General features: G+C 58.8%; 24 protein-coding genes and 3 tRNA genes. 3 read left to right on the top strand and 24 right to left on the bottom strand.

Features of this window, described 5'->3' with window-relative positions; translation table 11 throughout:
- From rpsS to FIV03_RS18390, 23 genes are all read right to left on the bottom strand, one after another.
- Nucleotides 1–279 (bottom strand): 30S ribosomal protein S19, encoded by a 279-nt coding sequence (gene rpsS, locus FIV03_RS18500; RefSeq protein ID WP_022998243.1) that lies wholly within the window; start codon nucleotides 277–279, stop codon nucleotides 1–3.
- A gap of 12 nt (nucleotides 280–291) precedes the next feature.
- Nucleotides 292–1,122 (bottom strand): 50S ribosomal protein L2, encoded by an 831-nt coding sequence (gene rplB, locus FIV03_RS18495; RefSeq protein WP_055654715.1) that lies wholly within the window; start codon nucleotides 1,120–1,122, stop codon nucleotides 292–294.
- An 18-nt stretch (nucleotides 1,123–1,140) separates the two neighbouring features.
- Nucleotides 1,141–1,434, bottom strand: coding sequence for a 50S ribosomal protein L23 (locus FIV03_RS18490; RefSeq protein ID WP_006936452.1), 294 nt, complete (start codon nucleotides 1,432–1,434; stop codon nucleotides 1,141–1,143).
- Nucleotides 1,431–2,051: a 50S ribosomal protein L4 gene (gene rplD / locus FIV03_RS18485; protein WP_022998241.1), complete on the bottom strand. Its 621-nt coding sequence runs from the start codon at nucleotides 2,049–2,051 to the stop codon at nucleotides 1,431–1,433. Before rplD ends, FIV03_RS18490 begins: the two co-directional genes overlap by 4 nt.
- A complete protein-coding gene (rplC, locus tag FIV03_RS18480; RefSeq protein ID WP_031268311.1) occupies nucleotides 2,051–2,761 on the bottom strand; it encodes a 50S ribosomal protein L3 in 711 nt (236 codons plus the stop codon). The genes rplD and rplC overlap by 1 nt, the downstream gene beginning before the upstream one ends.
- 23 nt (nucleotides 2,762–2,784) lie before the next feature.
- Nucleotides 2,785–3,093 carry a 30S ribosomal protein S10 gene (rpsJ, locus tag FIV03_RS18475; protein WP_006936455.1) on the bottom strand — a complete coding sequence of 103 codons (309 nt, stop codon included), beginning with the start codon at nucleotides 3,091–3,093 and terminating at the stop codon, nucleotides 2,785–2,787.
- Nucleotides 3,094–3,166: 73 nt separating this feature from the next.
- Nucleotides 3,167–4,357, bottom strand: coding sequence for an elongation factor Tu (tuf, locus tag FIV03_RS18470; protein WP_006936456.1), 1,191 nt, complete (start codon nucleotides 4,355–4,357; stop codon nucleotides 3,167–3,169).
- Between the two features lie 47 nt (nucleotides 4,358–4,404).
- Nucleotides 4,405–6,480, bottom strand: a complete 2,076-nt coding sequence (fusA, locus tag FIV03_RS18465; RefSeq protein WP_023001589.1) for an elongation factor G — start codon at nucleotides 6,478–6,480, stop codon at nucleotides 4,405–4,407.
- A 25-nt stretch (nucleotides 6,481–6,505) separates the two neighbouring features.
- Nucleotides 6,506–6,976 carry a 30S ribosomal protein S7 gene (rpsG, locus tag FIV03_RS18460; protein WP_023001588.1) on the bottom strand — a complete coding sequence of 157 codons (471 nt, stop codon included), beginning with the start codon at nucleotides 6,974–6,976 and terminating at the stop codon, nucleotides 6,506–6,508.
- A 12-nt stretch (nucleotides 6,977–6,988) separates the two neighbouring features.
- Nucleotides 6,989–7,360: a 30S ribosomal protein S12 gene (gene rpsL, locus FIV03_RS18455; RefSeq protein WP_006936459.1), complete on the bottom strand. Its 372-nt coding sequence runs from the start codon at nucleotides 7,358–7,360 to the stop codon at nucleotides 6,989–6,991.
- 676 nt (nucleotides 7,361–8,036) lie between these two features.
- Complete coding sequence (locus FIV03_RS18450) at nucleotides 8,037–8,330, bottom strand: hypothetical protein (protein ID WP_023001587.1); 294 nt, start codon at nucleotides 8,328–8,330, stop codon at nucleotides 8,037–8,039.
- 78 nt (nucleotides 8,331–8,408) lie between these two features.
- On the bottom strand, nucleotides 8,409–12,608 hold the full coding sequence (gene rpoC / locus FIV03_RS18445; protein ID WP_023001586.1) for a DNA-directed RNA polymerase subunit beta': 4,200 nt from the start codon (nucleotides 12,606–12,608) through the stop codon (nucleotides 8,409–8,411).
- 92 nt (nucleotides 12,609–12,700) lie between these two features.
- Nucleotides 12,701–16,840: a DNA-directed RNA polymerase subunit beta gene (gene rpoB / locus FIV03_RS18440; protein ID WP_152510563.1), complete on the bottom strand. Its 4,140-nt coding sequence runs from the start codon at nucleotides 16,838–16,840 to the stop codon at nucleotides 12,701–12,703.
- Nucleotides 16,841–17,129: 289 nt separating this feature from the next.
- Entirely contained in the window at nucleotides 17,130–17,507 is a 378-nt protein-coding gene (rplL, locus tag FIV03_RS18435; protein WP_023001584.1) for a 50S ribosomal protein L7/L12, read from the bottom strand.
- A gap of 60 nt (nucleotides 17,508–17,567) precedes the next feature.
- Nucleotides 17,568–18,086, bottom strand: coding sequence for a 50S ribosomal protein L10 (gene rplJ / locus FIV03_RS18430; RefSeq protein ID WP_023001583.1), 519 nt, complete (start codon nucleotides 18,084–18,086; stop codon nucleotides 17,568–17,570).
- A 323-nt stretch (nucleotides 18,087–18,409) separates the two neighbouring features.
- Nucleotides 18,410–19,108 (bottom strand): 50S ribosomal protein L1, encoded by a 699-nt coding sequence (gene rplA / locus FIV03_RS18425; RefSeq protein WP_055654723.1) that lies wholly within the window; start codon nucleotides 19,106–19,108, stop codon nucleotides 18,410–18,412.
- Between the two features lie 4 nt (nucleotides 19,109–19,112).
- Entirely contained in the window at nucleotides 19,113–19,541 is a 429-nt protein-coding gene (gene rplK, locus FIV03_RS18420) for a 50S ribosomal protein L11 (RefSeq protein ID WP_023001581.1), read from the bottom strand.
- 175 nt (nucleotides 19,542–19,716) lie between these two features.
- The gene (gene nusG, locus FIV03_RS18415; RefSeq protein ID WP_006936469.1) at nucleotides 19,717–20,247 is read right to left on the bottom strand and encodes a transcription termination/antitermination protein NusG; all 531 of its coding nucleotides are present in this window, start codon (nucleotides 20,245–20,247) and stop codon (nucleotides 19,717–19,719) included.
- 66 nt (nucleotides 20,248–20,313) lie between these two features.
- Nucleotides 20,314–20,511 (bottom strand): preprotein translocase subunit SecE, encoded by a 198-nt coding sequence (gene secE, locus FIV03_RS18410; protein WP_006936470.1) that lies wholly within the window; start codon nucleotides 20,509–20,511, stop codon nucleotides 20,314–20,316.
- A gap of 103 nt (nucleotides 20,512–20,614) precedes the next feature.
- A tRNA-Trp gene (locus FIV03_RS18405) sits at nucleotides 20,615–20,690 on the bottom strand.
- A 108-nt stretch (nucleotides 20,691–20,798) separates the two neighbouring features.
- Nucleotides 20,799–21,989, bottom strand: a complete 1,191-nt coding sequence (gene tuf, locus FIV03_RS18400) for an elongation factor Tu (protein WP_006936456.1) — start codon at nucleotides 21,987–21,989, stop codon at nucleotides 20,799–20,801.
- Nucleotides 21,990–22,159: 170 nt separating this feature from the next.
- Nucleotides 22,160–22,233: transfer RNA gene (locus FIV03_RS18395), tRNA-Gly, on the bottom strand.
- 22 nt (nucleotides 22,234–22,255) lie between these two features.
- Nucleotides 22,256–22,340: transfer RNA gene (locus tag FIV03_RS18390), tRNA-Tyr, on the bottom strand.
- A gap of 526 nt (nucleotides 22,341–22,866) precedes the next feature.
- Between FIV03_RS18390 and FIV03_RS18385 the strand changes: the two genes are divergently transcribed.
- The 3 genes from FIV03_RS18385 to FIV03_RS18375 all read left to right on the top strand — a co-directional run bounded on the left by FIV03_RS18385 (nucleotide 22,867) and on the right by FIV03_RS18375 (nucleotide 24,677).
- Entirely contained in the window at nucleotides 22,867–23,289 is a 423-nt protein-coding gene (locus FIV03_RS18385; RefSeq protein ID WP_152510562.1) for a MarR family winged helix-turn-helix transcriptional regulator, read from the top strand.
- Nucleotides 23,286–23,789, top strand: a complete 504-nt coding sequence (locus FIV03_RS18380; protein WP_152510561.1) for a PaaI family thioesterase — start codon at nucleotides 23,286–23,288, stop codon at nucleotides 23,787–23,789. Before FIV03_RS18385 ends, FIV03_RS18380 begins: the two co-directional genes overlap by 4 nt.
- Before the next feature lie 72 nt (nucleotides 23,790–23,861).
- On the top strand, nucleotides 23,862–24,677 hold the full coding sequence (locus FIV03_RS18375; protein WP_152510560.1) for an RNA methyltransferase: 816 nt from the start codon (nucleotides 23,862–23,864) through the stop codon (nucleotides 24,675–24,677).
- Nucleotides 24,678–24,702: 25 nt separating this feature from the next.
- Here the strand turns inward: FIV03_RS18375 and FIV03_RS18370 are convergent, their stop codons facing one another.
- Nucleotides 24,703–25,893 (bottom strand): MFS transporter, encoded by a 1,191-nt coding sequence (locus FIV03_RS18370; protein ID WP_152510559.1) that lies wholly within the window; start codon nucleotides 25,891–25,893, stop codon nucleotides 24,703–24,705.
- Nucleotides 25,894–26,383 lie beyond the last annotated feature (490 nt).

Genomic DNA, 26,383 nt, shown 5'->3' with positions numbered 1-26,383 from the left:
TTACTTCCTCTTCGCCTTCTTGTCGGCGCCGTGTCCATAATAGGTCCGGCTCGGCGAGAACTCACCGAACTTGTGACCGATCATTTCCTCAGACACCAGCACCGGAACGTGCTTTTGACCGTTGTAGACGCCGAAGGTCAAACCGACGAACTGCGGCAGGATGGTAGAGCGGCGGCTCCAGGTCTTGATGACCTCGTTCCGGCCGGACTCACGGACCTTGTCCGCTTTCTTCAGCAGATACCCGTCGACAAACGGACCTTTCCAGATCGAACGTGCCACGATCCTTGCCCTTTACTTCTTCGCGTGACGGCTGCGGACGATAAACTTATCAGTCTGCTTATTGCGCCGCGTACGCTTACCTTTGGTCGGTTTACCCCAAGGAGTAACCGGATGACGACCGCCGGAGGTCCTGCCTTCACCACCACCGTGCGGGTGGTCGATCGGGTTCATGGCAACACCGCGAGTATGCGGACGAATGCCAAGCCAGCGGGAACGGCCTGCTTTACCCAGGTTAACGTTGGCGTGGTCCGGGTTGGACACGGCGCCAATGGAAGCCATGCAGGTTCCGAGCACACGGCGCTGCTCGCCAGACATAAGGCGCAGCGTAGTGTAGCCCTGGTCGCGGCCGACGATCTGAACGAACGCGCCTGCCGAACGAGCGATCTGGGCGCCTTTGCCCGGCTTCAGCTCGACATTGTGCACGATCGTGCCAACCGGAATGCGAGCCAGCGGCGCGGCATTGCCCGGTTTCACGTCGACGGATTCACCGGCGATGACGGTATCGCCAGCAGCCAGGCGCTGCGGCGCCAGGATGTAGCTCAGTTCACCGTCTTCGTAACGGATGAGTGCAATGAATGCGGTCCGGTTCGGATCGTATTCAAGGCGCTCGACCGTTGCCGGAACGTCCCATTTACGGCGCTTGAAGTCGACAAGACGGTAAGACCGCTTGTGACCGCCACCGCGGTTCGGAGACGTCAGGCGGCCGGCGTTGTTGCGGCCACCGGACTTGGACAGGCCTTCGGTCAGGGTCTTGACCGGCTTGCCTTTCCACAGACCAGAGCGATCAACTTGAACCAGCTGACGGCGGCCTGGGGACGTCGGGTTGAATGTCTTAAGTGCCATTTTTCTTAAGTCCCCGTCTTAGAGCCCGGTGGTCACGTCGATTGCGTGACCTTCCTGCAGCGTAACGACGGCCTTCTTGTAGTCGGACTGACGGCCGATGCGACCGCGGAAGCGCTTGACCTTGCCCTTGCGGACCAGGGTGTTCACTGCCGTGACCTTCACACCGAACAGCGCTTCGACTGCGGCCTTGATTTCCGGCTTCGTTGCATCGTTAGCAACTTTGAAGACAACCTTGTTCTCTTCGGAAGCCATCGTCGACTTTTCGGTGATTACCGGGCCGACGATTTTGTCGTAGTGAGGAAGTTTGCTCATTTAAAGCGCTCCTCAAGTGCGGACACCGCAGCCTTGGTCAACACCAGGGTGTTGGCACGCAGGATGTCGTAAACGTTGATGCCCTGAACCGGCAGCACATCCAGATGCGGAATGTTGCGGGATGCCAGAGCAAAGTTTGCATCGACCTCGGCGCCGTCAATGATCAGGGCGCTGGTCAGGCCGAGCTTGGTCAGCTGTGCCTTGAGTGCCTTGGTCTTTGCTTCGGCTGCCTTCGCGTCTTCGACAACAACGATGCTGTCTGTCTTGGCTTTCGCAGACAGGGCATGCTTCAGGCCGAGGGCGCGAACCTTCTTCGGCAGGTCATGGCTGTGATCGCGAACGATCGGGCCGAATGCCTTACCACCACCGCGGAACTGCGGGGCCTTCTTGTTGCCGTGACGTGCGCCGCCGGAGCCTTTCTGGCGAACGAATTTCTTCGTCGTACCAGAAACTTCCGAACGGCCCAGCGACTTGTGGGTGCCTGCCTGGCGCTTGGCCAGCTGCCAACGCACCACACGGTGGATCAAATCGGTGCGCGGCTCGAGACCGAAGATCTCGTCAGACACCGTGATCGAACCGGCCGCCCCACCTTCGAGGGTCTTGACCTGGAGTTCCATCACTCACTCTCCTTCCCGGCGGCCGCAGTCGCTTCGGTTGCTTTGAAAGCACCCGGAACCGGAACGTTTTCCGGCAGCGCCTTTTTGATCGCGTCGCGGACCAGGATCCAGCCGCCCTTGGCGCCCGGAACAGAGCCCTCGACCATGATCAGGCCACGCTCAACATCAGTGCGCACAACCTTCAGGTTCTGCGTGGTCACGCGGGCATCACCCATGTGACCGGCCATTTTCTTGCCCTTGAACACGCGGCCCGGGTCCTGACACTGACCGGTAGAACCGTGCGAACGGTGCGAGATCGAGTTACCGTGCGATGCACGGCCACCACCGAAGTTGTGACGCTTCATGGCACCGGCAAAACCCTTACCGATAGAAGTGCCGGTCACGTCGACAAACTGGCCTTCGACGTAGTGGTCAGCGGTCAGTTCCGCGCCAACGTCGATCAGGTTTTCCGCAGAAACGCGGAATTCGGCCACGGTCCGCTTCGGCTCGACCTTTGCAACAGCAAAGTGGCCACGCAGTGCCTTCGGCGTATTCTTTACTTTACGGGTACCTGCACCGAGCTGCAGCGCAGTGTAACCATTTTTTTCGTCAGTGCGGTGGGCAACCACCTGGCAATTTTCCAGCCGCAGAACGGTGACCGGAACATGCTCGCCTGCATCGTTATAGATGCGGGTCATGCCCACTTTCTGAGCGATCACTCCAGAACGCATGGATGTGTCCCCTTCGACCCGGCTTAGAGCTTGATCTCGACGTCGACACCAGCGGCGAGGTCGAGCTTCATGAGCGCGTCCACCGTCTGGGGCGTCGGATCAACGATATCGAGAAGGCGCTTATGCGTACGCATCTCGAACTGATCGCGGCTTTTCTTATCGATATGCGGCCCGCGAAGCACCGTGTACTTCTCGATCCGCGTCGGCAGCGGCACGGGACCCCGTACCTGAGCACCGGTCCGCTTGGCCGTATTGACGATCTCCTTGGTGGAGGCGTCGAGAATACGGTGGTCAAACGCCTTCAGGCGGATCCGGATATTCTGACCGTTCATTGTTGTTGTTCCCAATAAGACTGCGGGCCTGCCCGCGTTTCACTTGAAAGTCACCGGCAGGCCCGGCTGTCGATTATTCGATGATGGATGCGACGACGCCAGCGCCGACGGTACGGCCACCTTCGCGGATAGCGAAGCGCAGGCCTTCTTCCATGGCGATCGGCACGATCAGCTCAACCTCGACGGAGACGTTGTCGCCCGGCATCACCATTTCCGTGCCTTCCGGCAGGGACACCACACCGGTCACGTCCGTCGTACGGAAGTAGAACTGCGGGCGGTAGTTGGTGAAGAACGGGGTGTGACGACCACCTTCTTCCTTGGTGAGGATGTAAGCCTCGGCCTTGAACTTCGTGTGCGGGGTAACGGTACCCGGCTTGCAAAGAACCTGGCCACGCTCAACGTCTTCACGTGCGATACCGCGGATCAGCGCGCCGATGTTGTCGCCTGCTTCGCCGCTGTCCAGCAGCTTGCGGAACATTTCAACGCCGGTGACAGTGGTCTTCTGCGTGTCCTTGATGCCGACGATTTCGACTTCTTCGCCAACCTTCACGATGCCGCGCTCGACACGACCGGTCACAACCGTACCACGGCCGGAGATCGAGAAGACGTCTTCGATCGGCATCAGGAACGGAAGGTCCTTCGGACGCTCCGGGGTCGGGATGTACGCGTCGACCTGAGCCATCAGCTCACGGATCGCATCGCGGCCAATGGCCGGATCGCGGTTTTCAACGGCTGCCAGCGCAGAACCCTTGACGATCGGAATGTCGTCGCCCGGGAATTCGTAGGAAGACAGCAGTTCGCGGATTTCCATTTCGACGAGCTCGAGGAGCTCTTCGTCGTCGACCTGGTCAACCTTGTTCATGAACACGACCAGAGCCGGAACACCAACCTGGCGAGCCAGGAGGATGTGTTCGCGGGTCTGCGGCATCGGGCCGTCAGCGGCAGAACAGACCAGGATCGCGCCGTCCATCTGCGCTGCACCGGTGATCATGTTCTTGACGTAGTCGGCGTGACCAGGGCAGTCGACGTGTGCGTAGTGACGGTTTTCCGTCTCATACTCAACGTGGGCCGTGGAGATGGTGATGCCGCGAGCCTTTTCTTCAGGCGCGCCGTCGATTTCGTCGTAAGCTTTTGCAGTCGCACCGCCGGTTTCAGCCAGCGTCATGGTGATTGCTGCGGTCAGCGTCGTCTTGCCGTGGTCAACGTGGCCAATCGTGCCAATGTTAACGTGCGGCTTGTTGCGCTCAAATTTTTCTTTCGCCATCGGATTACTCCGTTTCTCTAGTTCTTCTTGACGTTAAGAGGATGGGCTCAGGCGTATTTCGCCTGAACCTCTTCGGCGACAGCCTGCGGCACCTGCTCGTAGTGATCGAACACCATCGAGTACTGTGCGCGGCCCTGAGACATGGAACGCAGGTTGTTCACGTAGCCAAACATGTTGGCCAGCGGGACCATTGCGGTGATGACAGTAACGACGCCCCGGTTCTCCGTGCCGGCGATCTGGCCGCGGCGGGAGTTCAGGTCACCAATCACGTCACCCATGTAGTCTTCCGGTGTAACAACCTCGACCTTCATGATCGGCTCGAGCAGTTTCGGGCCGGCCTTGGCAATACCTTCGCGGAAACCGGCACGGCCGGCGATTTCGAAGGCGAGAACCGAGGAGTCAACGTCGTGGTAGGCACCATCGATCAGGGTTGCCTTGATATCGAGCATCGGGAAGCCTGCCAGCGGACCGGAAGACATGACGCTTTCGATACCTTTGGTAACGCCCGGGATGTATTCCTTCGGAATGGACCCGCCGACGATCTTGCTTTCGAAGACGTAGCCTTCGTTCGGCTCGGCCGGCTCGATGACAAGCTTGACGCGAGCGAACTGACCGGAACCACCAGACTGCTTCTTGTGGGTGTAATCCACTTCAGAAACCTTGGTGATGGTTTCGCGGTAAGCCACCTGCGGCGCACCGATGTTGGCTTCGACCTTGAACTCGCGCTTCATGCGGTCGACGATGATGTCCAGGTGCAGCTCGCCCATGCCGGCGATGATGGTCTGACCGGATTCTTCGTCGGTTTTGACGCGGAAGGACGGATCTTCGGCAGCCAGGCGGTTGAGCGCGAGGCCCATCTTTTCCTGGTCGCCCTTGGTCTTCGGCTCGACAGCGATCTCGATGACCGGCTCCGGAAATTCCATGCGCTCCAGGATCACCGGCTTCAGCGGATCACACAGGGTGTCGCCAGTCGTGGTGTCCTTCAGACCAGCGATAGCAACGATATCGCCTGCATAGGCTACATCGATGTCTTCGCGGGAGTTGGAGTGCATCTGCATCATCCGGCCGACGCGCTCACGCTTGTCTTTCACGGTGTTCAGCAGGGACACGCCCTTGTTCAGAACGCCGGAATAGATGCGGCAGAACGTCAGGGAACCAACGAACGGGTCGTTAGCGATCTTGAACGCCAGCAGGCCGAGCGGCTCTTCGTCGGAAGACTTGCGAACGATTTCGCTTTCGGTCTTCGGGTCGATACCCTTGATGTCCGGAACTTCAACCGGGCTCGGCAGGTAGTCGACAACTGCGTCGAGAAGCGGCTGAACGCCCTTGTTCTTGAACGCGGAACCGCAGAAGACCGGAACGAATTCGGTGCTGATCGTACCCTTGCGGATAAGCTTCTTGAGCGTCTCGATGGAGGGCTCTTCGCCTTCCAGATAAGCTTCCATGACAGCTTCGTCGACTTCGACAACAGTCTCGATCAGAGCATCGCGAGCTTCCTGAGCGCGATCAACGAGATCGGCCGGAATGTCGACAACGTCCCAGGCAGCGCCAAGGTTTTCGGACTGCCAGATCAGAGCCTTCATTTCCAGAAGGTCGATACAGCCAGCGAATTCGCTTTCAGCGCCAACCGGAAGCTGCATGACCAGCGGAGTTGCGCCGAGGCGTTCCTTGATCATCTTGACGCAGCGATCGAAATCGGCGCCCAGCTTGTCCATCTTGTTGACGAAGATCATCCGCGGGACATGATACTTGTCGGCCTGACGCCAAACAGTTTCAGTCTGCGGCTCAACGCCAGCGTTTGCATCCAGAAGGGCGACGGCACCGTCGAGCACGCGCAGGGAACGTTCAACTTCAATGGTGAAGTCAACGTGGCCCGGGGTGTCGATGATGTTCAGGCGCTTTTCTTTCCAGAAAGCGGTGGTTGCAGCAGAGGTGATCGTGATGCCACGCTCCTGCTCCTGCTCCATCCAGTCCATGGTGGCTGCGCCGTCATGAACTTCGCCGATCTTGTGGCTCTTACCAGTGTAGAAGAGGATCCGCTCAGTCGTAGTGGTCTTTCCAGCATCGATGTGAGCCATGATGCCGAAGTTGCGGTAGTCCTCGATTTTATGCGTGCGCGCCATTGCGTCAGCCCTTCGAAGTCACAAATTACCAGCGATAGTGCGAGAATGCGCGGTTGGCGTCTGCCATCCGGTGCGTGTCTTCGCGCTTCTTGACTGCGGTACCACGGTTGTTTGCTGCGTCGAGCAGCTCGCCGGAAAGACGGTCAACCATCGTGGTTTCGTTACGATTGCGAGCCGCAGTGATCAGCCAGCGAATAGCCAGCGCCTGACGGCGGTCGGTACGAACCTCGACCGGGACCTGGTAGGTCGCACCACCAACACGGCGGGAGCGAACTTCAACTTGCGGCATAACGTTTTCAAGAGCAGCGTGGAACACTTCGATCGGGTTCTCGCGGGTCTTGTTTTCGACGACGTCGAAAGCACCGTAAACGATGCGCTCGGCAGTCGACTTCTTACCGTCGTACATGATGGAGTTCATGAACTTCGTTACGACGATATCCCCGAACTTCGGATCCGGGTTAATTTCGCGTTTTTCAGCGCGGTGACGACGGGACATCTGATGTGCTCCTTACTTCGGCCGCTTCGCGCCGTACTTCGAACGGCGCTGCTTACGATCCTTGACGCCCTGGGTATCGAGCACACCACGAATGATGTGGTAGCGCACACCCGGCAAGTCCTTTACGCGACCGCCGCGGATCATAACCACCGAGTGTTCCTGAAGGTTGTGACCTTCACCCGGGATGTAGCCAATGACTTCGAAGCCGTTGGTCAGGCGGATTTTGGCCACCTTACGCAGAGCCGAGTTCGGCTTCTTCGGCGTCGTCGTGTAAACGCGGGTGCAAACACCACGCTTCTGGGGGCAGGCCTCCATGGCCGGCACCTTGTTCCGCTTCGGCGGATCTTTCCGCGGCTTGCGGATCAACTGGTTGATGGTCGGCATTCTTTGCCCTTTACCTTGTCCATCCAAAAATTCGTATGCAACTGCAGTCCCCCGCTGACCTTGACCCCTCCCCGGTTTGAGCCGTGAAGACATGCAAAATCGCGCCCGCGCGCTCAATGAAGAGCGGCCGGCGCTGCGAAAAACCAGAGGACCACGAGTTACCCCGCGGTCATGCAATCGACGCGTATTCGCCTATATAACCCGGCAGCGTTTAAGAGGACTGGGTCCTGCGCCTTGGTGGCGCTGGACGGGTTCGCACTTACCGCCTGCCCTTGGGATGCGCGGAAACTACTCATATGCACCCATTGCGTCAAGTGCTTTGTCGAAAAAACAGCGTTTGTGCGGGTTACTGTTTCGCCATCTGAATTTCCGACACGATTTCCGCAACTTACCAGCGCCAAACGGTAGTTTTCAGCACCTTTTCGGTAATTTTATTGCGCTGGCAGATTCCGCATTCCGGCAGAATTCTGAATCAACTCTAACCGGAATGACTCAAATCAGGTCAGATCTGTGGGTTTTGCCAGGTCAGCGGGCAACACAGGCCCTTGATTCATGGGACCGATTCCAGACGGACCCGCCATAAGCGCATTCCGGATTCGCCGGCCATAGCCCCTCATCCACCGATATGCGTCTGACGCACGGCAGGTATTTGCGGGCGAGGGATCTTTCAGCCTCCTCAGGCCGTGAAAGTCACGATCGCAACGTTCCCGGCAAGCGCATCCTGGTAGGCACCTTCGTAAACCGGATCATCCGGTTCGCCATCCATCACGCCGATCTGGTCGAGCTCGGCTTCCGCAAAGCCCTGAGCCGAGAGAGATTCAAGTGTCTTGCGAACCGCATCGTCGTCATCCGGTGCTGTCAGCAGCGCGTGAATGGTGATGGCGTCATCCGGCGAAGCGTCTTCATTTTCCCAAACCCTGCCAATGACGATGTAGACCACCGGGTCCAGTTCAAGTTCATTGTCGTTCATATCATCAGGCCTCTTTTGCCTCATTATACAAGAAAGGCCGCCCGAGGGCGGCCTTTCGACAGTTCGACGGGAAACCGATTACTCGGCTGCACCGGTCATATCTTCCAGAAGGCCTTCCGCTGCACTGTCCGAAGACTGCTGACGTTGAGCTTCCTGGATCAGGTCGTCGCGATGCGTCGCGATCTGACGGATCCGCTTCATCACCCCACCGGTACCGGCCGGGATCAGGCGGCCGACGATGACGTTCTCCTTGAGGCCGACCAACGGGTCGGTCTTGCCGTTGACTGCCGCATCGGTAAGGACGCGGGTCGTCTCCTGGAAGGAGGCGGCGGAGAAGAACGAGCGCGTTTGCAGCGACGCCTTGGTGATGCCGAGCAGAACCGGCGTCCCCTTGGCAGGATCGCGTGCATTGTCGATCGCCCGGCGGTTGGCTTCCTCGAAGTCGATCTTGTCGATCTGTTCGCCGGAGAAGAACTCCGTATCGCCCGGATCGGTGATCTCGACCTTCTGCAGCATCTGGCGGACAATCACTTCAATGTGCTTGTCGTTGATGGTCACGCCCTGCAGGCGGTAGACTTCCTGGATCTCGTTGACGAGGTAAGCCGCAAGGGCCTCCACGCCTTTAACCGCCAGGATGTCGTGCGGAGCCGGGTTGCCGTCGAGGATGTACTCACCCTTTTCAATGGCATCGCCTTCCTGAAGATGGAAGTGCTTGCCTTTCGGGATGAGGTATTCGACGGGCTCGACACCTTCTTCCGCCGGCTCGATGATGACGCGACGCTTGTTCTTGTAATCGCGACCGAAGCGGATCGTACCATCGATTTCGGCGATGATCGCATGATCCTTCGGACGGCGAGCCTCGAACAGTTCCGCAACACGCGGCAGACCACCGGTGATGTCCTTGGTCTTGGCGCTTTCCAGCGGGATACGGGCCAGAACGTCACCAGCCTTGACCGAAGCTCCCGGCTGAACGGACAGAACCGCGTCAACGGAAAGCATCAGACGGGCATCGGAGCCACGATCGGTCTTGGAAATGCTGCCTTTTTCGTCCTTGACGACGATAGCCGGCTTCAGATCCTGACCACGCTGCGAAGAACGCCAGTCAATGACGACACGCTTGGTGATGCCGGTCGCTTCGTCGGCCGTTTCCTGAACGGACGCACCATCGACCAGATCCTCGAAGTCCACGATACCATCGACTTCAGCAAGCATCGGACGGGTATACGGATCCCACTCGGCAATCCGCTGACCGCGCTTGACCGCATCGCCTTCATCGACATGCAGCTTGGAACCGTAGGCCACACGATGCACGGCACGCTCGTTGCCGTCGCTGTCGATGACAACGATGGACATGTTGCGAACCATGGCAATCAGGTTGCCGTCGCTGTCGCGATTGACCGAACGGTTCCGGATCTTGACCGTGCCGTCGACGTTGGACTCGATGAACGAGCTGTCGACAACCTGTGCGGTACCACCAATGTGGAAGGTACGCATGGTCAGCTGCGTGCCAGGCTCACCGATCGACTGTGCGGCGATGACGCCGACAGCTTCACCCATGTTCACGGGCGTACCGCGAGCAAGGTCACGACCATAGCAGGTCGCGCAGACGCCGGTTTCGGTTTCACAGGTAAGAACCGAGCGGATCTTGATCTGCTGAACCTTGGCAGCCTCGATGGCATCAACATCCTTCTCGTCGATCAGCGTGCCCTTGGGGACAAGCAGTTCGCCGGTCTGGTTGTTGTAGACATCTTCCGCAGTCGTACGGCCCAGAACGCGCATGCCGAGCGAAGCGATGACGTTACCGGCATCGACGATCGGAGCAACGGTGATGCCGCGCGTGGATCCGCAATCCGGTTCCAGGATGATGGAATCCTGGGCGACGTCCACCAGACGGCGGGTCAGGTAACCGGAGTTTGCGGTCTTCAGAGCGGTATCGGCCAGACCCTTACGGGCACCGTGGGTGGAGTTGAAGTACTCCAGAACCGACAGGCCTTCCTTGAAGTTCGAGATGATCGGGTTCTCGATGATGGAACCGTCCGGCTTGGCCATAAGGCCGCGCATGCCGGCCAGCTGCTTCATCTGCTGGGGCGAACCACGAGCACCGGAGTGCGACATCATGTAGACCGAGTTCATCGGCTTCTGACGACCGGTTTCCTCATCGATCTGGACCGCCTTGATGCGGGCCATCATCTCGTCAGCAATCTTGTCGGTACATTTCGCCCAGGCGTCGACAACCTTGTTGTACTTCTCGCCCTGTGTGATCAGACCGTCGTTGTACTGCTGCTCGTATTCGGTCGCGAGCGACGAGGTTTCGGCCACCAGCTTGTGCTTGGTGTCCGGGATGACCATGTCGTCCATGCCGAAGGAGATGCCGGCGTTACAGGCGTTCTTGAAGCCAAGCTGCATGATCCGGTCACAGAAGATAACCGTCTCCTTCTGACCGCAGGCACGGTAAACCGTGTCGATCATCTTGGAGATGTCCTTCTTGGTCATCAGCTTGTTGCAGACCTCGAACGGCACTTCGTGGTGCTTCGGCAGAAGCTCCGCGATGAGCATGCGGCCCGGAGTGGTCTCGATGATTTCGGAAGTCGGATTGCCTTCCGCATCGATGGACCGATACCGGCCCTTCACCTTGGTGTGCAGCGTGATGACCTTGTTGGCCAGCGCATGGTGGATCTCACCAGTGTTGCCGAAGACCATGCCTTCGCCCGGCTCACCTTCTGCCATGATGGACAGATAGTAGAGACCCAGAACGATATCCTGCGAGGGAACGATGATCGGGCCACCGTTTGCCGGATGCAGAATGTTGTTGGTCGACATCATCAGCGTACGCGCTTCGAGCTGGGCTTCCAGCGAAAGCGGCACGTGAACAGCCATCTGGTCACCGTCGAAGTCGGCGTTGAAGGCCGAGCAGACGAGCGGATGCAGCTGGATGGCCTTGCCTTCGATCAAGGTCGGTTCGAAAGCCTGGATACCAAGACGGTGCAGCGTCGGCGCGCGGTTCAGGAGAACAGGGTGCTCACGGATGACTTCGTCGAGGATATCCCAGACTTCCGGACGTTCCTTTTCAACCAGCTTCTTGGCCTGCTTGACGGTCGAGGAGAAACCCTTGGCGTCGAGGCGCGAATAGATGAACGGCTTGAACAGCTCAAGCGCCATCTTCTTCGGCAGACCGCACTGGTGCAGCTTCAGTTCCGGACCCACGGTAATAACCGAACGGCCAGAATAGTCGACGCGCTTGCCGAGCAGGTTCTGACGGAACCGGCCCTGCTTGCCCTTCAGCATGTCGGACAGCGACTTCAGCGGACGCTTGTTGGCGCCAGTGATGACGCGACCGCGGCGGCCGTTGTCGAACAGGGCGTCAACGGACTCCTGAAGCATGCGCTTTTCGTTCCGGATGATGATATCCGGAGCACGCAGTTCCATCAGGCGGCGCAGACGGTTGTTACGGTTGATCACGCGGCGGTAGAGATCGTTCAGATCGGACGTCGCGAAACGGCCACCGTCAAGCGGTACCAGCGGGCGCAGATCCGGCGGGATAACCGGAACCACGGTCATGATCATCCACTCCGGGCGGTTGCCCGATTCCATGAATGCTTCGATGACCTTCAGGCGCTTGGCAAGCTTCTTCGGCTTCAGTTCGGTGGTCGCCTCGGCGATTTCCTGACGCAGCTTCTCGCTCTCGCGTTCCAGATCCATGCTCATCAGGATCTCGCGGATCGCCTCGGCACCGATCATGGCGGTGAAGGCATCTTCGCCATACTCGTCCTGAGCGGCGATGAAGTCTTCTTCCGACAGAAGCTGGTGCTGCTTGAGCGGGGTCAGGCCCGGCTCGAGAACAACGTAGTTCTCGAAATACAGAACGCGTTCCAGGTCCTTCAGCGTCATGTCGAGCAGAAGGCCGATACGGCTCGGCAGGGACTTCAGGAACCAGATGTGCGCAACAGGCGCAGCCAGTTCGATGTGGCCCATGCGCTCACGGCGAACCCGCGACAGGGTGACTTCAACGCCACACTTTTCGCAGATGACGCCCTTGTATTTCATGCGCTTGTATTTGCCGCAAAGACATTCGTAGTCCTTGATCGGGCCAAAGATACGCGCGCAGAACAGACCGTCGCGCTCAGGCTTGAACGTACGGTAGTTGATGGTCTCCGGCTTTTTGATTTCGCCGAAAGACCAGGACAAGATCTTTTCCGGGCTCGCAAGCGAAATCCGGATATTGTCGAAGGTCTGTGCGGGAGCCTGCTGATTGAACAGGTTCATGACCTCATGATTCATGATCCATCTCCTTCGATGCGCGGTGGGGGAGCGAGCTCTTGCGCCCCTCCCCGCAACCGGCATTCCAAGTCATTTGTGGTCCGTAGGCGGGGTTATTCTGCGGCGTCCGCAGTTTCTTCCTCGCCGATCACGGGGACATCGGTTCGTTGCAGTTCAACGTTGAGACCCAGGGACCGCATTTCCTTCACAAGCACGTTGAAGCTTTCCGGAATGCCTGCCTCGAAGGTGTCGTCGCCACGAACGATGGCCTCATAGACCTTCGTACGGCCGGCAACGTCATCCGACTTGACGGTGAGCATTTCCTGCAGCGTGTAGGCTGCACCGTAAGCTTCAAGCGCCCAGACCTCCATTTCCCCGAAGCGCTGGCCACCGAACTGCGCCTTACCACCGAGCGGCTGCTGGGTGACGAGCGAGTACGGGCCAATGGAACGGGCATGGATCTTGTCGTCGACAAGGTGGTGGAGCTTCAGCATGTAGATGTAGCCCACGGTTACCTTGCGGTCGAACTCTTCACCGGTCCGGCCATCGTACAGAACGGACTGGCCGCTCGGGTCGTAGCCGGCAATGTTGAGCGCCTCGACGACATCGGGTTCACGAGCACCGTCGAAGACCGGCGTCGCGATGCTGACGCCCTTCTTCAGCTGCTCCGCCAGGCGTACGATACCTTCGTCATCGTATTCCTTGACGTTGTCGCCCTTCATGTTGTCGCCGTAGATCTCGACAATCTTGCTGCGCAATTCGCCGATCTCGCCTGACTTCCTGTACTCGTCGTACATTTCGCCGATCCGGTTACCCATGCCGCGGCAGGCCCAACCCAGGTGGGTTTCAAGGATCTGACCGACGTTCATGCGCGACGGAACGCCGAGCGGGTTCAGCACGATATCGACATGCGTGCCGTCTTCAAGGAACGGCATGTCTTCGCACGGGTTGATCTTCGAGACCACGCCCTTGTTGCCGTGACGGCCGGCCATCTTGTCGCCCGGCTGAAGCTTGCGCTTCACGGCAACGAAGACCTTGACCATCTTCATGACGCCCGGCGGCAGTTCGTCACCGCGCTGCAGTTTCTCGACCTTGTCGATGAAACGCTGCTCGAGACGCTTGCGGCTGTCGTCATACTGACCACGCAGAGCTTCGATTTCGGACATGAACTTCTCGTCGTCGGTGGCGAACTGCCACCACTGCGAGCGCGGGAAGTCGTTGAGAACGTCCCCGGTCAGTACGGTGTCCTTCTTGGAGCCCTTCGGGCCGGCAATAGCGGTCTTGTCCATCAGCATCTCGGCCAGACGGCCATAGACGTTGCGGTCGAGGATCGCCTGTTCGTCGTCGCGGTCCTTTGCGAGACGCTCGATTTCCTCGCGCTCGATCGCCATCGCGCGTTCGTCTTTTTCAACGCCGTGGCGGTTGAAGACGCGCACTTCGACAACGGTACCGGAAACCCCCGGCGGCAGGCGCAGGGAAGTATCGCGAACGTCGGACGCCTTTTCACCGAAGATGGCGCGCAGAAGTTTTTCTTCCGGCGTCATCGGGCTTTCGCCCTTCGGAGTGATCTTGCCGACCAGGATGTCGCCCGGGTTCAGCTCGGCACCGATGTAGACGATACCGGCTTCGTCGAGGTTCTTCAGCGCTTCTTCCGAAACGTTCGGAATGTCGCGGGTGATTTCTTCCGGCCCAAGCTTGGTGTCACGCGCCATCACTTCGAATTCCTCGAGGTGGATGGAGGTGAACACGTCGTCAGAGACGATGCGTTCGGACAGGAGGATGGAATCCTCGAAGTTGTAGCCGTTCCAGGGCATGAACGCGACGAGCACGTTCCGGCCGAGCGCCAGATCACCGAGATCGGTCGACGGACCGTCGGCAATGATGTCGCCCTTGTGGATCCGGTCACCGACACGCACCAGCGGACGCTGGTTGATGCAGGTGTTCTGGTTGGACCGCTGGAACTTCTGCAGCCGGTAGATATCGACGCCGGACTTGCCCGGGTCGAGGTCTTCGGTCGCACGGATAACGATACGGGTCGCATCCACCTGGTCGACAACGCCAGCACGGCGGGCACCGATGGCAGCACCGGAATCGCGTGCCACGATCGGCTCCATGCCTGTACCGACGAACGGTGCTTCGGCACGAACAAGCGGAACGGCCTGACGCTGCATGTTCGAGCCCATCAGTGCGCGGTTGGCGTCATCGTTCTCAAGGAACGGAATGAGCGCGGCCGCGACGGACACGAGCTGTTTCGGCGACACGTCCATGAGGTCGACCTTGTCGGACGGAACCATCATGTTTTCACCGGCGTGACGGCAGGTGATCAGCTCTTCGGTGAACCGGCCCTCGTCGTCGTAGACGGCGTTGGACTGGGCCACGTAGTGCTTGGCTTCTTCCATGGCGGAAAGATAAACGACTTCGTTGGTAACGGCGCCGTCTTTCACTTTCCGGTACGGGCTTTCGATGAAGCCGTACTTGTTCACACGGGCAAAGGTTGCCAGCGAGTTGATCAGCCCGATGTTCGGGCCTTCCGGCGTTTCAATCGGGCAGATACGGCCGTAGTGCGTCGGGTGAACGTCGCGGACTTCGAAGCCTGCGCGTTCGCGGGTCAGACCGCCCGGGCCAAGTGCCGACAGGCGGCGCTTGTGGGTGACTTCCGACAGCGGGTTGGTCTGGTCCATGAACTGCGACAGCTGCGAGGAACCGAAGAATTCACGAACGGCAGCAGCAGCCGGCTTCGCGTTGATCAGGTCCTGAGGCATGACCGTGTCGATTTCGACAGAGCTCATACGTTCCTTGATCGCACGTTCCATGCGCAGCAGACCGACGCGGTACTGATTTTCCATCAGCTCGCCGACAGAACGAACACGGCGGTTGCCGAGGTTGTCGATGTCGTCGATTTCGCCCTTGCCATCGCGCAGTTCAAGAAGCACCCGGATGACTTCCAGGATGTCGTCCTTGCGCAGCGTGCGAACGGTGTCGGCACACTCCACGTCGAGACGCATGTTCATCTTCACGCGGCCAACGGCGGACAGGTCATAGCGCTCTTCGTCGAAGAACAGCGACTGGAACATCGCCTCGGCAGTGTCGATGGTGGGCGGCTCGCCCGGACGCATCACACGGTAGATGTCAAACAGAGCATCTTCGCGAGACTCGTTCTTGTCGACCGACAGGGTGTTGCGGATGTACGGACCGGTGTTGACATGATCGATGTCGAGCATCGGCAGCTCGTGGTAACCACGATCGACCAGCTCTTCCAGCAGCTTGCCGGAAATCTCGTCGCCTGCTTCAGCGTAGATTTCACCGCTCTTCATGTCGACGATGTCTTCAGCCAGGTACTGGCCATGAAGGTCTTCGTCGGTCACTTTCAAGGCGGTGACGCCTTTTTCCTCAAGCTGCTTGATGGTGCGCTGAGTGATCTTCCGGCCACCCTCGATCACCACTTCGCCGCTGTCGGCGTCGATCAGGTCGTAGGACGCCTTGGTGCCCTTCAGACGGTTGCCGTCAAACGGCATGCGCCAGGAGCCGTCCTTCTGACGGGTGTAATCGATACGCTTGTAGAACGTGTTGAGGATTTCCTCACCATCGAGGCCAAGCGCCATCAGCAGGGACGTAACCGGGATCTTGCGGCGACGGTCGATGCGCGCATGCACGATGTCCTTGGCGTCGAATTCGATATCGAGCCAGGAACCGCGATACGGGATCACGCGTGCTGCGAACAGCAACTTGCCGGAAGAATGGGTCTTGCCCTTGTCATGGTCGAAGAACACACCCGGAGAACGGTGCATCTGGGAAACGATGACACGCTCGGTGCCGTTGACGATGAAAGTGCCGTTGTCGGTCATGAACGGCATGTCGCCCATGTAGACATCTTGTTCCTTGATGTCTTTCACGGACTTCGCGCCGGTGTCTTCATCGACATCGAACACGATCAGGCGCAGGGTAACCTTCAGCGGAGCCGCGAAGGTCATGTCGCGCTGGCGGCACTCATCGACGTCGTATTTGGGAGCTTCAAATTCGAAGGAAACAAATTCCAGAAGGGAAGTGCCCGCAAAATCGGAGATCGGAAATACGGACTGGAAGACCGCTTCAAGGCCTTCATTCTTGCGGCCACCGCCCGGCATCTCGTCGACCTGCAGAAACTGGTCGTAGGATGCTTTTTGAACCTCGATGAGATTAGGCATAGCCGCGACATCGCGGATCGATCCGAAATATTTACGGACCTTTTTGCGACCGTTGAACGTTTGGGTCATTGTCGCTCCTCGTATCGGCCGGGTAACGGCTTCCCGAAACGCCCCTTTTCCAATCGGGCGAGCGCCCGGGCGCTTCGGAAAACCGTCCCCCCTGGATCAACCTGCTTCAGGTGCCCTCACCTGAAACCAGACAAGTTGACCGGTCTTAGGGGCCTAGAACATCTTCATCTGCCGTCTTGCGAAAGCAGGATGCCCTAGTGGTACGTTTGCCCCGGAAACGGGAAAATCCCGCCGGGGCTAGGTACGGTCCCGGTTACCCGGGACCGTTCAAAAGGCCGGTAGGCCTCTATTATTTCAGCTCGACAGATGCGCCAGCTTCTTCGAGCTTCTTCTTCAGCTCTTCTGCTTCGTCTTTGCCAACGCCTTCCTTGACCGGCTTCGGAGCGCCTTCGACGAGCTCCTTAGCTTCTTTCAGGCCAAGACCGGTGATTGCGCGGACTTCCTTGATGACGTTGATTTTCTTGTCGCCGGCAGAAGCCAGGATAACGTCAAATTCGGTCTTTTCTTCAGCAGCAGCTGCATCGCCACCACCAGCAGCAACAGCAGCAACTGCGACCGGAGCAGCAGCAGAAACGCCCCACTTTTCTTCCAGAAGCTTGCTGAGTTCAGCAGCTTCCATAACGGTCAGTGCGGACAGTTCTTCAACGAGCTTTTCAAGATCAGCCATTTTTCAGTACCTTAAATTCGAACCAGTTTTGGTTACGTGAGACAGTGTGTTTTGGACGCCTTATGCGGCCTCGTCCTTCTTGGCGTAAGCGCCGAAGACGCGGGCAAGCTGCCCGGCCGGAGCGTTGACAACCTGTGCAATCCGGGAAGCCGGGGTCTGGATCATGCCAACCAGTTTCGCACGCAGCTCATCGAGCGACGGCATGGTTGCCAGAGACTTGACCCCATCCGGGTTCAGGTTGGTCGAGCCAAGAGCACCACCAAGGATCGCAAACTTTTCGTTTGCCTTGGCGAAATCGACGGCTGCTTTCGGAGCGGCTACCGGATCGTCGGAATGGACGATAACGGTCGGGCCCTGAAACAGGTCGGAGATGTGCTCAAGGTCGGTGCCTTGAAGGGCGAGTTTGACAAGGCGGTTTTTTGCGACTTTTACAGTGCCGCCGGCTTCGCGCACGGATGCCCGCAGTGCGGTCATCTGAGCTACCGAAAGGCCTGCATAGTGCGCGACGACGACAACACCGGTGTTACCCAGCTCGGCGTTGAGGGCCGACACGAACTCGTGCTTTTCCGCTCTTTCCACTTGCCTTCTCCATTTGGCGGCTGTGATGCCGCCGGTTTACCTTGCCGCCTGGCAGATGGTCCCGAACCCGGTACCGCCTGTCCTGGCGACGCTCAGGGTCCTGTCCCCTCACCTTCGCGCCAGAAGCGCTCGGCAAGGTCTGGTTCGAACCAGGTTTTCCACCGGATCGGTGGGAAATTCGGTTCTCACCCATCTATGCAGGCCTTGTTTGGCTTAAGCCGGTTTCCCGGCACCTGCAGTCTCGGACAGGGCAACCCGGCAGCAAGCCGCCGGGTCTATTCGGCCTTTCAGCCGAAATCTCGTATCAATCCGGAAAGACCGGATTACTCGCCAGCAACGGTGGCGAGATCTACCTTTACGCCCGGGCCCATCGTGGAGGACACGGCGATGCGCTTCAGGTAGGTGCCTTTTGCGCCAGTCGGTTTGGCTTTCTGAACGGCGTCCAGCAGAGCCTTGACGTTCTGGGTGATCGCTTCTTCAGAGAAGGACACCTTGCCAACGCCAGCGTGAACGATACCGGCCTTTTCAACGCGGAACTGAACAGCGCCGCCCTTGGCGTCGTTGACGGCGGACTTGACGTCCGGGGTCACGGTACCAACCTTCGGGTTCGGCATCAGGCCGCGCGGGCCGAGAACCTTACCAAGACGACCGACGAGCGGCATCATGTCCGGAGTTGCAATGCAGCGATCGAAGTCGATCTTGCCGCCCTGAACTTCCTGAACCAGCTCTTCTGCACCGACGATGTCGGCGCCAGCAGCCTTGGCTTCTTCAGCCTTGTCGCCGCGAGCAAACACAGCAACGCGAACGGTCTTGCCGGTGCCGTTCGGCAGGATGCACACGCCGCGGACCATCTGGTCTGCGTGACGCGGATCAACGCCGAGATTGATCGCAACTTCGACGGTTTCGTCGAACTTGGTCTTGGAACGGTCCTTCACGAGGCCGATGGCTTCGTTCAGGGAATACAGCTTGTTGCGGTCGATACCTTCACGAGCTGCCTGGATGCGCTTTCCAACCTTCGCCATGATCTTACTCCGTTACCTCGAGGCCCATGGAGCGGGCGGAGCCTTCGACCATCAGCATCGCTGCGTCGATGTCGTTGGCGTTCAGGTCCTTCATCTTGGCTTCGGCGATTTCCTTCACCTGCGCCTTGGTCACAGAACCAACCGTGCCACGGCCCGGGGTCTGGGAGCCCTTCTGCAGCTTGGCAGCTTTCTTCAGGAAGAAGCTGACCGGAGCCGTCTTCACTTCGAACGTGAAGGACTTGTCGGAGTAGTAGGTGATCACGGTCGGGCACGGTGCACCCTTTTCAGCATCCTGCGTAGCGGCATTGAAGGCCTTGCAGAATTCCATGATGTTCAGACCACGCTGACCGAGCGCCGGACCAATGGGCGGCGACGGAGTAGCGGAACCTGCCGGTACCTGAAGCTTCAGGAAACCTTCGATTTTTTTCGCCATGTTTCTCTCCAGTCATTAACAGCTGAATGGCACTTCAGCTGATTGGGAGTTGGTGGTTCGGCCCTGTTGGAACCCGGCGAAGAGTTCCGGAACCTTCCACCCTTTCATCCCGGATGCCGCATCCTTGTGGACACTGCGACCGGGCTCTCAAGCCACCCCTCGGGGCAGCAAACGATCAGAGCTTGTCGACCTGACCGAATTCCAGTTCCACCGGCGTTGCACGGCCGAAGATGGACACGGCCACCTTCAGACGCGCACGCTCGTCGTCCACTTCCTCGACAAGGCCGGAGAAGGACGCGAACGGACCGTCGGAAACACGCACCTGCTCGCCAACCTCGAAAGTCACGGACGGCTTCGGCCGGTCCACGCCTTCCTGCACCTGGTTGATGATGCGCATTGCTTCTTTTTCCGGGATCGGCATCGGCTTTTGATCCGCGCCCAGGAACCCGGTTACCTTCGGCGTATCCTTGATGAGGTGGAAAGCCTCGTTGGTCATTTCCATCTTCACCAGAACGTAGCCCGGGAAGAACTTGCGCTCTGCATCGACCTTGCGGCCACGGCGCACTTCAACAACCTTTTCCATCGGAACGAGAATTTCTTCGAACAGGTCGGACAGACCCTTCTGCTCGGCCTTTTCGCGGATGGACTCGGCGACCTTCTTCTCGAAATTGGAGTAGGCGTGCACAATGTACCAGCGCTTGGCCATGGATCTCAGTTCCGTTTCTTGTTCTTTGTCTTCAAACCGGACAGTCGCCCGGGCGGCTGACTGAAATTAGCCGCCGACACCCAGAAGATAGCCGATCCCGAAGCCCATCAACTGATCTGCCACGAGAAAAAAGATTGCCGCGATCACAACCATGATGAAAACCATGACAGTGGTCACTGCTGTTTCTTTGCGCGTCGGCCAAGTTACCTTGGACGTTTCCGCGCGTACTTCCTGGATGAATTTAAAGGGATTGGTCTTCGCCATTCCGATTCCGGTCTGTTAAATACGAGTGGGCGCGCGAAAAACTTCGCGCGCCTCACTCGAGGAAACTCTTTAAGCCCTCGAGGCAGATTAATCAAGAGCAAATTGGCAGGGGCAGCAGGGTTCGAACCCGCGACCTACGGTTTTGGAGACCGTCGCTCTACCAGCTGAGCTATACCCCTTCAGAAGTCCGCCTGGGCGAACTTGCTCCTGATACCCTCTGAAGCCGCACATCGCAAGACTTAAGAGGCGGGACTGCCGGGCACAAGGCCCGGCAGCCCGAAATCATCTTATTCGATGATGGATGCGACGACGCCAGCGCCGACGGTACGGCCACCTTCGCGGATAGCGAAGCGCAGGCCTTCTTCCATGGCGATCGGCACGATCAGCTCAACCTCGACGGAGACGTTGTCGCCCGGCATCACCATTTCCGTGCCTTCCGGCAGGGACACCACACCGGTCACGTCCGTCGTACGGAAGTAGAACTGCGGGCGGTAGTTGGTGAAGAACGGGGTGTGACGACCACCTTCTTCCTTGGTGAGGATGTAAGCCTCGGCCTTGAACTTCGTGTGCGGGGTAACGGTACCCGGCTTGCAAAGAACCTGGCCACGCTCAACGTCTTCACGTGCGATACCGCGGATCAGCGCGCCGATGTTGTCGCCTGCTTCGCCGCTGTCCAGCAGCTTGCGGAACATTTCAACGCCGGTGACAGTGGTCTTCTGCGTGTCCTTGATGCCGACGATTTCGACTTCTTCGCCAACCTTCACGATGCCGCGCTCGACACGACCGGTCACAACCGTACCACGGCCGGAGATCGAGAAGACGTCTTCGATCGGCATCAGGAACGGAAGGTCCTTCGGACGCTCCGGGGTCGGGATGTACGCGTCGACCTGAGCCATCAGCTCACGGATCGCATCGCGGCCAATGGCCGGATCGCGGTTTTCAACGGCTGCCAGCGCAGAACCCTTGACGATCGGAATGTCGTCGCCCGGGAATTCGTAGGAAGACAGCAGTTCGCGGATTTCCATTTCGACGAGCTCGAGGAGCTCTTCGTCGTCGACCTGGTCAACCTTGTTCATGAACACGACCAGAGCCGGAACACCAACCTGGCGAGCCAGGAGGATGTGTTCGCGGGTCTGCGGCATCGGGCCGTCAGCGGCAGAACAGACCAGGATCGCGCCGTCCATCTGCGCTGCACCGGTGATCATGTTCTTGACGTAGTCGGCGTGACCAGGGCAGTCGACGTGTGCGTAGTGACGGTTTTCCGTCTCATACTCAACGTGGGCCGTGGAGATGGTGATGCCGCGAGCCTTTTCTTCAGGCGCGCCGTCGATTTCGTCGTAAGCTTTTGCAGTCGCACCGCCGGTTTCAGCCAGCGTCATGGTGATTGCTGCGGTCAGCGTCGTCTTGCCGTGGTCAACGTGGCCAATCGTGCCAATGTTAACGTGCGGCTTGTTGCGCTCAAATTTTTCCTTCGCCATCGGCGTCGCTCTCTGTCCAATACTCGGTTCGGTCGAATTAGGTCGAGGCGGGACGCGTTCCGGCGCCTTGGACAGATCCGCGAGCGACGAATTGCTTCCCGTTGAACTTCTTGTCAGGATTTCCGGGCGAAAGAGCCTTCCGTTCCGGACACTCCGATCAGCACCCATGATGGAGCGGGTGAAGGGAATCGAACCCTCGTCGTCAGCTTGGAAGGCTGCTGCTCTACCATTGAGCTACACCCGCACAACGAGAGAACCAGGAACGATGGTGGAGGAGGTTGGATTCGAACCAACGTAGGCATAGCCAACGGATTTACAGTCCGTCCCCTTTAGCCACTCGGGCACTCCTCCATCTCGTCCTGCTTCACGCCGAAGCGATCAGGATGGCTTACCGAAGAGCCCGCCCGGAAGGGGCGAGCAATCCCGTGGCGCGTGTTATGCAGATAGGGCCCCGCCCTGTCAACGCCGATTTTGCAAAGAAATGAACAAAATCAGCAGGACGCTCGAAACAGAGGCTTCGAACGTGAGCTATTGCCAAGGCCGATGGCACCAACAGATTGCCGCAGCATGGCTGCGATGTCACGGTTTCCCTGCGTTTTGCTGAAAATCCGGCATCACGCGACCCCAGCCTGTGGACAACTTTCAACAACGCGCCCGTTCCTTTGACGAGGCCATTTGTGCCAATGCCTGCACCTGCTGCCCTTTTGAAAAACCTGTCGGACACGACTGCACCCTTGAGCAGATTCTTTAGTTGTTGTATCTACAACAAATGCCCTCTTCTCTTAAAGATATCGATTTCCAGCACATGGGCCGAACCTGCCTCGGTCACGCTGCCCGGCGCACCGCCAATCTTCTGACCCGACATTATAATAGGCACATGGCAGCGCTTGGCCTTGAACTGACCCAGGCCCAGCTTTTGGCCGCCATAGCCGACGGGTCTGCAAGTTCGGCGGCAGAGATCGCCCGTTTTCTCGGCATAGACCGATCCACGCTGGCCCGAAACCTCAAGCCTCTGGAAACTGCCGGCCTTGTGAGCCGGCAAGATGGCAAAGGCCGAAAGGTTCTTCCAGTGCTGACACAACTGGGCGAGGCAAAGGTGATTGAGATCCACCGCACCTGGCTCAAGGCACAGGAAGAGGTCAGCACATTGCTCGGCCCGGACGGCGCAGATGCCGTTCGCACCCAGATGTCCACGTTGCGCAAGGCGGTTCACATTCTGGAAAGCCAGGAAAAACCCGCCGCAAACACCGCCTCCCATTCAGACCCCGACGAGACCACCTTTTCAGGACACCAATCATGAACGATCCCCATTCCCTGACCGAAAACGGCAAGACCCACACTCTTGGTGCGCTTCCAAAGGCAGCCTTTGCCACCATGACCGGGCTCGATATCTTCGAGCGCATGATGGCAGGCGATTTGCCTGCCCCGCCGATCATGGTGCATTCCAATATAAGGATGAAGGAATTCTCCGAAGGCCGGGCCGTCTTCACCGGCCAGCCGGCACGCGAGTTCCTGAACCCGCTCGGTACGGTCCATGGTGGCTGGATTTCGACGCTGATCGACACGGCGCTGAGCTGCGCTGTACACACCACGCTGCAGCCCGGCGAATTCTACACCACCACATCGCTCAACGTGAACATGGTTCGCCCGCTGCTTGAAACCAGCGGCGAAGTGGTTTGCGAGGGACGGATCGTCCACCGCGGCTCCCGCCTGGCGACCTCCGAAGGTGATCTGCGGGACGCGAACGGCAAACTGATCGCCCATGGCACCGTCAGCTGCATGATCCTGAAGCCCTCTTGAGGCAATGGATATGGAACAGTCGTACTGTCTTTCCCTCTTTTCCTGACGTGGAAATCCCGGTAGAGCTGCGCCATGAGTGACGACAAGAAACCTTCGCGCCCAGCCGGCAAGCCGGGCTTTCGCGGCAACAAGAAATTCGCTGGCAAACCTGCGCCGCGCCGTCCGGGTCTTCCCCCGGAAGGCCCGGTACTGCTTTACGGCCTTCACACCGTTGAAGCGGCCTTTGCCAACAAGGACCGCAAACGGCTGAAGTTGTTCGCAACGGACAATGCCGTTCGCCGCCTCGAAGAACGCGGCGTGAAGATCGATGTCCCTGTCGAATCCATGATGCCCCGCGCACTGGACCGGATGGTGACGAAGGATGCTGTCCATCAGGGCATGATTCTGGAAGCCGATCCCCTGCCCGCTTATGGCGCCGAGCATCTGAAAGGTGCTCGGCTCGTGCTGGCGCTTGACCAGGTCACGGATCCGCACAATGTCGGCGCAATCCTGCGCTCGGCTGTCGCGCTCGATGCCGATGCGGTGGTAACGACCGAACGCCACGCACCGGAAGAAGGCTCCGTTCTGGCGAAATCCGCTTCCGGTGCACTCGACATGATCAAACATGTCCGGGTGAAAAACATGGCCCGCTTCATTGCCGAGATGAAGGACGAAGGCTTTTCCTGCATTGCCCTCGACAGCGATGGCGCGGCAAGTCTTGAAGAGACACCGTTCAGCGACAGGACAGTTCTGGTACTGGGCTCGGAGGGCAAAGGCGTCCGACAGGGTGTGCGCGAAGCCTGCGGCCTGACAGCCCGCCTCGACATGCCGGGCGAGATTCGCTCGCTCAATGTTTCAAATGCCGCTGTACTGTCACTCTATGTGGCGCGGATGAAAATGGGGCTGTAAGGCCCCTCTCCTTTCAGCCCCCGATTCAGTGCACCTCTCCGTGCGCCGCAGTCACGGAGCTGGTAGCAGTTCTGTTCGCCCGCGTCGCCTCCGACCGGGTCAGGCAAGGCGCCAGCAGCAGACTGATGCCGATCATCGGTGCCAGCACCATGAGCGCCGCCCGAATACCGAAGGCATCGGCGAGCGGCCCGATGGTGAGCGGCCCGACCAGAAAGCCAAGCAGAGCCACAAAGGAAAGCACGGCGACATTGGAAGCCGCACTTCCTCCAGGCGCTGCGGATGCCGCGGTCACTCCAAGGGGAAACGCGAGCGCGGCGCCTGATCCCAGAACTCCCAGACCGACAAGCGCAATCGGCACGTTCGGTGCAAGCCATATCAGGCTCAGACCAATCAGTCCGATGAGCGCAAGCACCTGCCCCAGGCGTCCTGGCGCCGCAACCTGGCGCAAGCGGTCTCCCATGAGCCGGGTCGAAGCCAGACACAGCGAAAAGATCGATATGCCCAGCCCGGCGAGGCCTGGATTGGCGGCAAAGGCATCCCGGAGATAGACCGCAGCCCAATCGGCAACGGCCCCTTCCACCAAAGTCGTTCCAAAAGTGAAAAAACAGACACCTAGCAAAACCGGATGTGGCAACCGGAAACCGCGCTGCTCGGGTTTGGCCGACTGCCCTTCGGGCGGCAAAGGCAACTGCAGGATTACAGGCAGCACCAGGGCCTGAACCAGGATCGCGATCGCGATACCAGCCAGAAGGGGCGACAGGGCAAGACCCGCAACAGCCGAGCCAATCAGCGTTCCAGACAGCAGTCCGAAGCTCCAGCAGCCATGTGCTCTGCTCATGATCTTGTGGTGGGTGCGAGTCTCGTAATCGTCAGCCAGCACGTTGAGCCCAAGTTCCAGGATGGACATCGATCCACCGACAAGCGCGAGCGCCGCCATCAAGAGCCACTGGGTTGTCGCCATGAAGGGCAACAGCATGGCGAGAAGAAAGACCGGATAGAAGACCAGCGTGATCCGCTTGGCGCCGATCCAGCCTGCAATGCGCCCCGCGATCATCAAGGTTGTCAAAGTGCCGACCGGCGCCCCGACGAGCGCAATCGCCAACTCGCTGTTGGTCAGTCCGAGCGCTGTCTGGACACCTGGAATATGCGGCAGCCAAGCCCCGAGTGCGATCGGCTGCAGATAGAAAATGAGGCAGATGCGCTGCGCTTCAGTCATTTAAATCGATCCAATTGGCACACATGATTTCGAGCAGAGCCACATGTGGCACGGCAGACTTTCCACTGAGAGTGAAACGGAAGTGATGACAGGACCGAACAGTGTTTGGTCAATCCAGCCTGCCTTCCGGTAAAACCAGGAGAGCCCGCGCAGAAAGCGACAGGCTGATATTCAGAGTGCGCATTTATGGGTGCAAAACCCGGTTCATGCAAGCTGTCGAGCCCTCTCTTCGCAGAGCCCCTTCAGCGCTTGCGAAAGCTGGATTGTCGGATGCCGCGGTTAGAAAGTCGCCTGTGTCCACCTTGTTCTGTCTCACAAAAGGCGATGCGGGTCAGTGCTTGATGTGCTGCGCGAGCATATATTGCCAAGGCAAGGAAATGATTCCGTTCCAGGGAACTTGCAAGATGGCCGCGCGCTGTCCTGCTGACCGTACACGATGCCTCTTGATTGCACCGAAAGCACAACTGCTTCCGTCATTTTGCAGGAATGA

Origin of the sequence: Labrenzia sp. THAF187b, from assembly GCF_009363375.1 — a bacterium.
Lineage (GTDB): Bacteria > Pseudomonadota > Alphaproteobacteria > Rhizobiales > Stappiaceae > Roseibium > Roseibium algicola.
Note: the sequence above shows the minus strand (reverse complement) of the source record. Positions and strands in the feature narration are given on the sequence as shown.

Coding starts and splice junctions, on each gene's coding strand:
- rplB (WP_055654715.1), bottom strand. CDS start 1,122: ATGGCACTTAAGACATTCAACCCGACGTCCCCAGGCCGCCGTCAGCTG.
- FIV03_RS18380 (WP_152510561.1), top strand. CDS start 23,286: ATGAACGATCCCCATTCCCTGACCGAAAACGGCAAGACCCACACTCTT.
- rpoC (WP_023001586.1), bottom strand. CDS start 12,608: ATGAATCATGAGGTCATGAACCTGTTCAATCAGCAGGCTCCCGCACAG.
- rplK (WP_023001581.1), bottom strand. CDS start 19,541: ATGGCGAAAAAAATCGAAGGTTTCCTGAAGCTTCAGGTACCGGCAGGT.
- rpsG (WP_023001588.1), bottom strand. CDS start 6,976: ATGTCCCGTCGTCACCGCGCTGAAAAACGCGAAATTAACCCGGATCCG.
- rplA (WP_055654723.1), bottom strand. CDS start 19,108: ATGGCGAAGGTTGGAAAGCGCATCCAGGCAGCTCGTGAAGGTATCGAC.
- tuf (WP_006936456.1), bottom strand. CDS start 21,989: ATGGCGAAGGAAAAATTTGAGCGCAACAAGCCGCACGTTAACATTGGC.
- secE (WP_006936470.1), bottom strand. CDS start 20,511: ATGGCGAAGACCAATCCCTTTAAATTCATCCAGGAAGTACGCGCGGAA.
- FIV03_RS18490 (WP_006936452.1), bottom strand. CDS start 1,434: ATGAGCAAACTTCCTCACTACGACAAAATCGTCGGCCCGGTAATCACC.
- rplC (WP_031268311.1), bottom strand. CDS start 2,761: ATGCGTTCTGGAGTGATCGCTCAGAAAGTGGGCATGACCCGCATCTAT.
- tuf (WP_006936456.1), bottom strand. CDS start 4,357: ATGGCGAAAGAAAAATTTGAGCGCAACAAGCCGCACGTTAACATTGGC.
- rplD (WP_022998241.1), bottom strand. CDS start 2,051: ATGGAACTCCAGGTCAAGACCCTCGAAGGTGGGGCGGCCGGTTCGATC.
- FIV03_RS18375 (WP_152510560.1), top strand. CDS start 23,862: ATGAGTGACGACAAGAAACCTTCGCGCCCAGCCGGCAAGCCGGGCTTT.
- nusG (WP_006936469.1), bottom strand. CDS start 20,247: ATGGCCAAGCGCTGGTACATTGTGCACGCCTACTCCAATTTCGAGAAG.
- rpsJ (WP_006936455.1), bottom strand. CDS start 3,093: ATGAACGGTCAGAATATCCGGATCCGCCTGAAGGCGTTTGACCACCGT.
- rplL (WP_023001584.1), bottom strand. CDS start 17,507: ATGGCTGATCTTGAAAAGCTCGTTGAAGAACTGTCCGCACTGACCGTT.
- FIV03_RS18370 (WP_152510559.1), bottom strand. CDS start 25,893: ATGACTGAAGCGCAGCGCATCTGCCTCATTTTCTATCTGCAGCCGATC.
- rpoB (WP_152510563.1), bottom strand. CDS start 16,840: ATGACCCAAACGTTCAACGGTCGCAAAAAGGTCCGTAAATATTTCGGA.
- fusA (WP_023001589.1), bottom strand. CDS start 6,480: ATGGCGCGCACGCATAAAATCGAGGACTACCGCAACTTCGGCATCATG.
- FIV03_RS18385 (WP_152510562.1), top strand. CDS start 22,867: ATGGCAGCGCTTGGCCTTGAACTGACCCAGGCCCAGCTTTTGGCCGCC.
- rpsL (WP_006936459.1), bottom strand. CDS start 7,360: ATGCCGACCATCAACCAGTTGATCCGCAAGCCGCGGAAAGATCCGCCG.
- FIV03_RS18450 (WP_023001587.1), bottom strand. CDS start 8,330: ATGAACGACAATGAACTTGAACTGGACCCGGTGGTCTACATCGTCATT.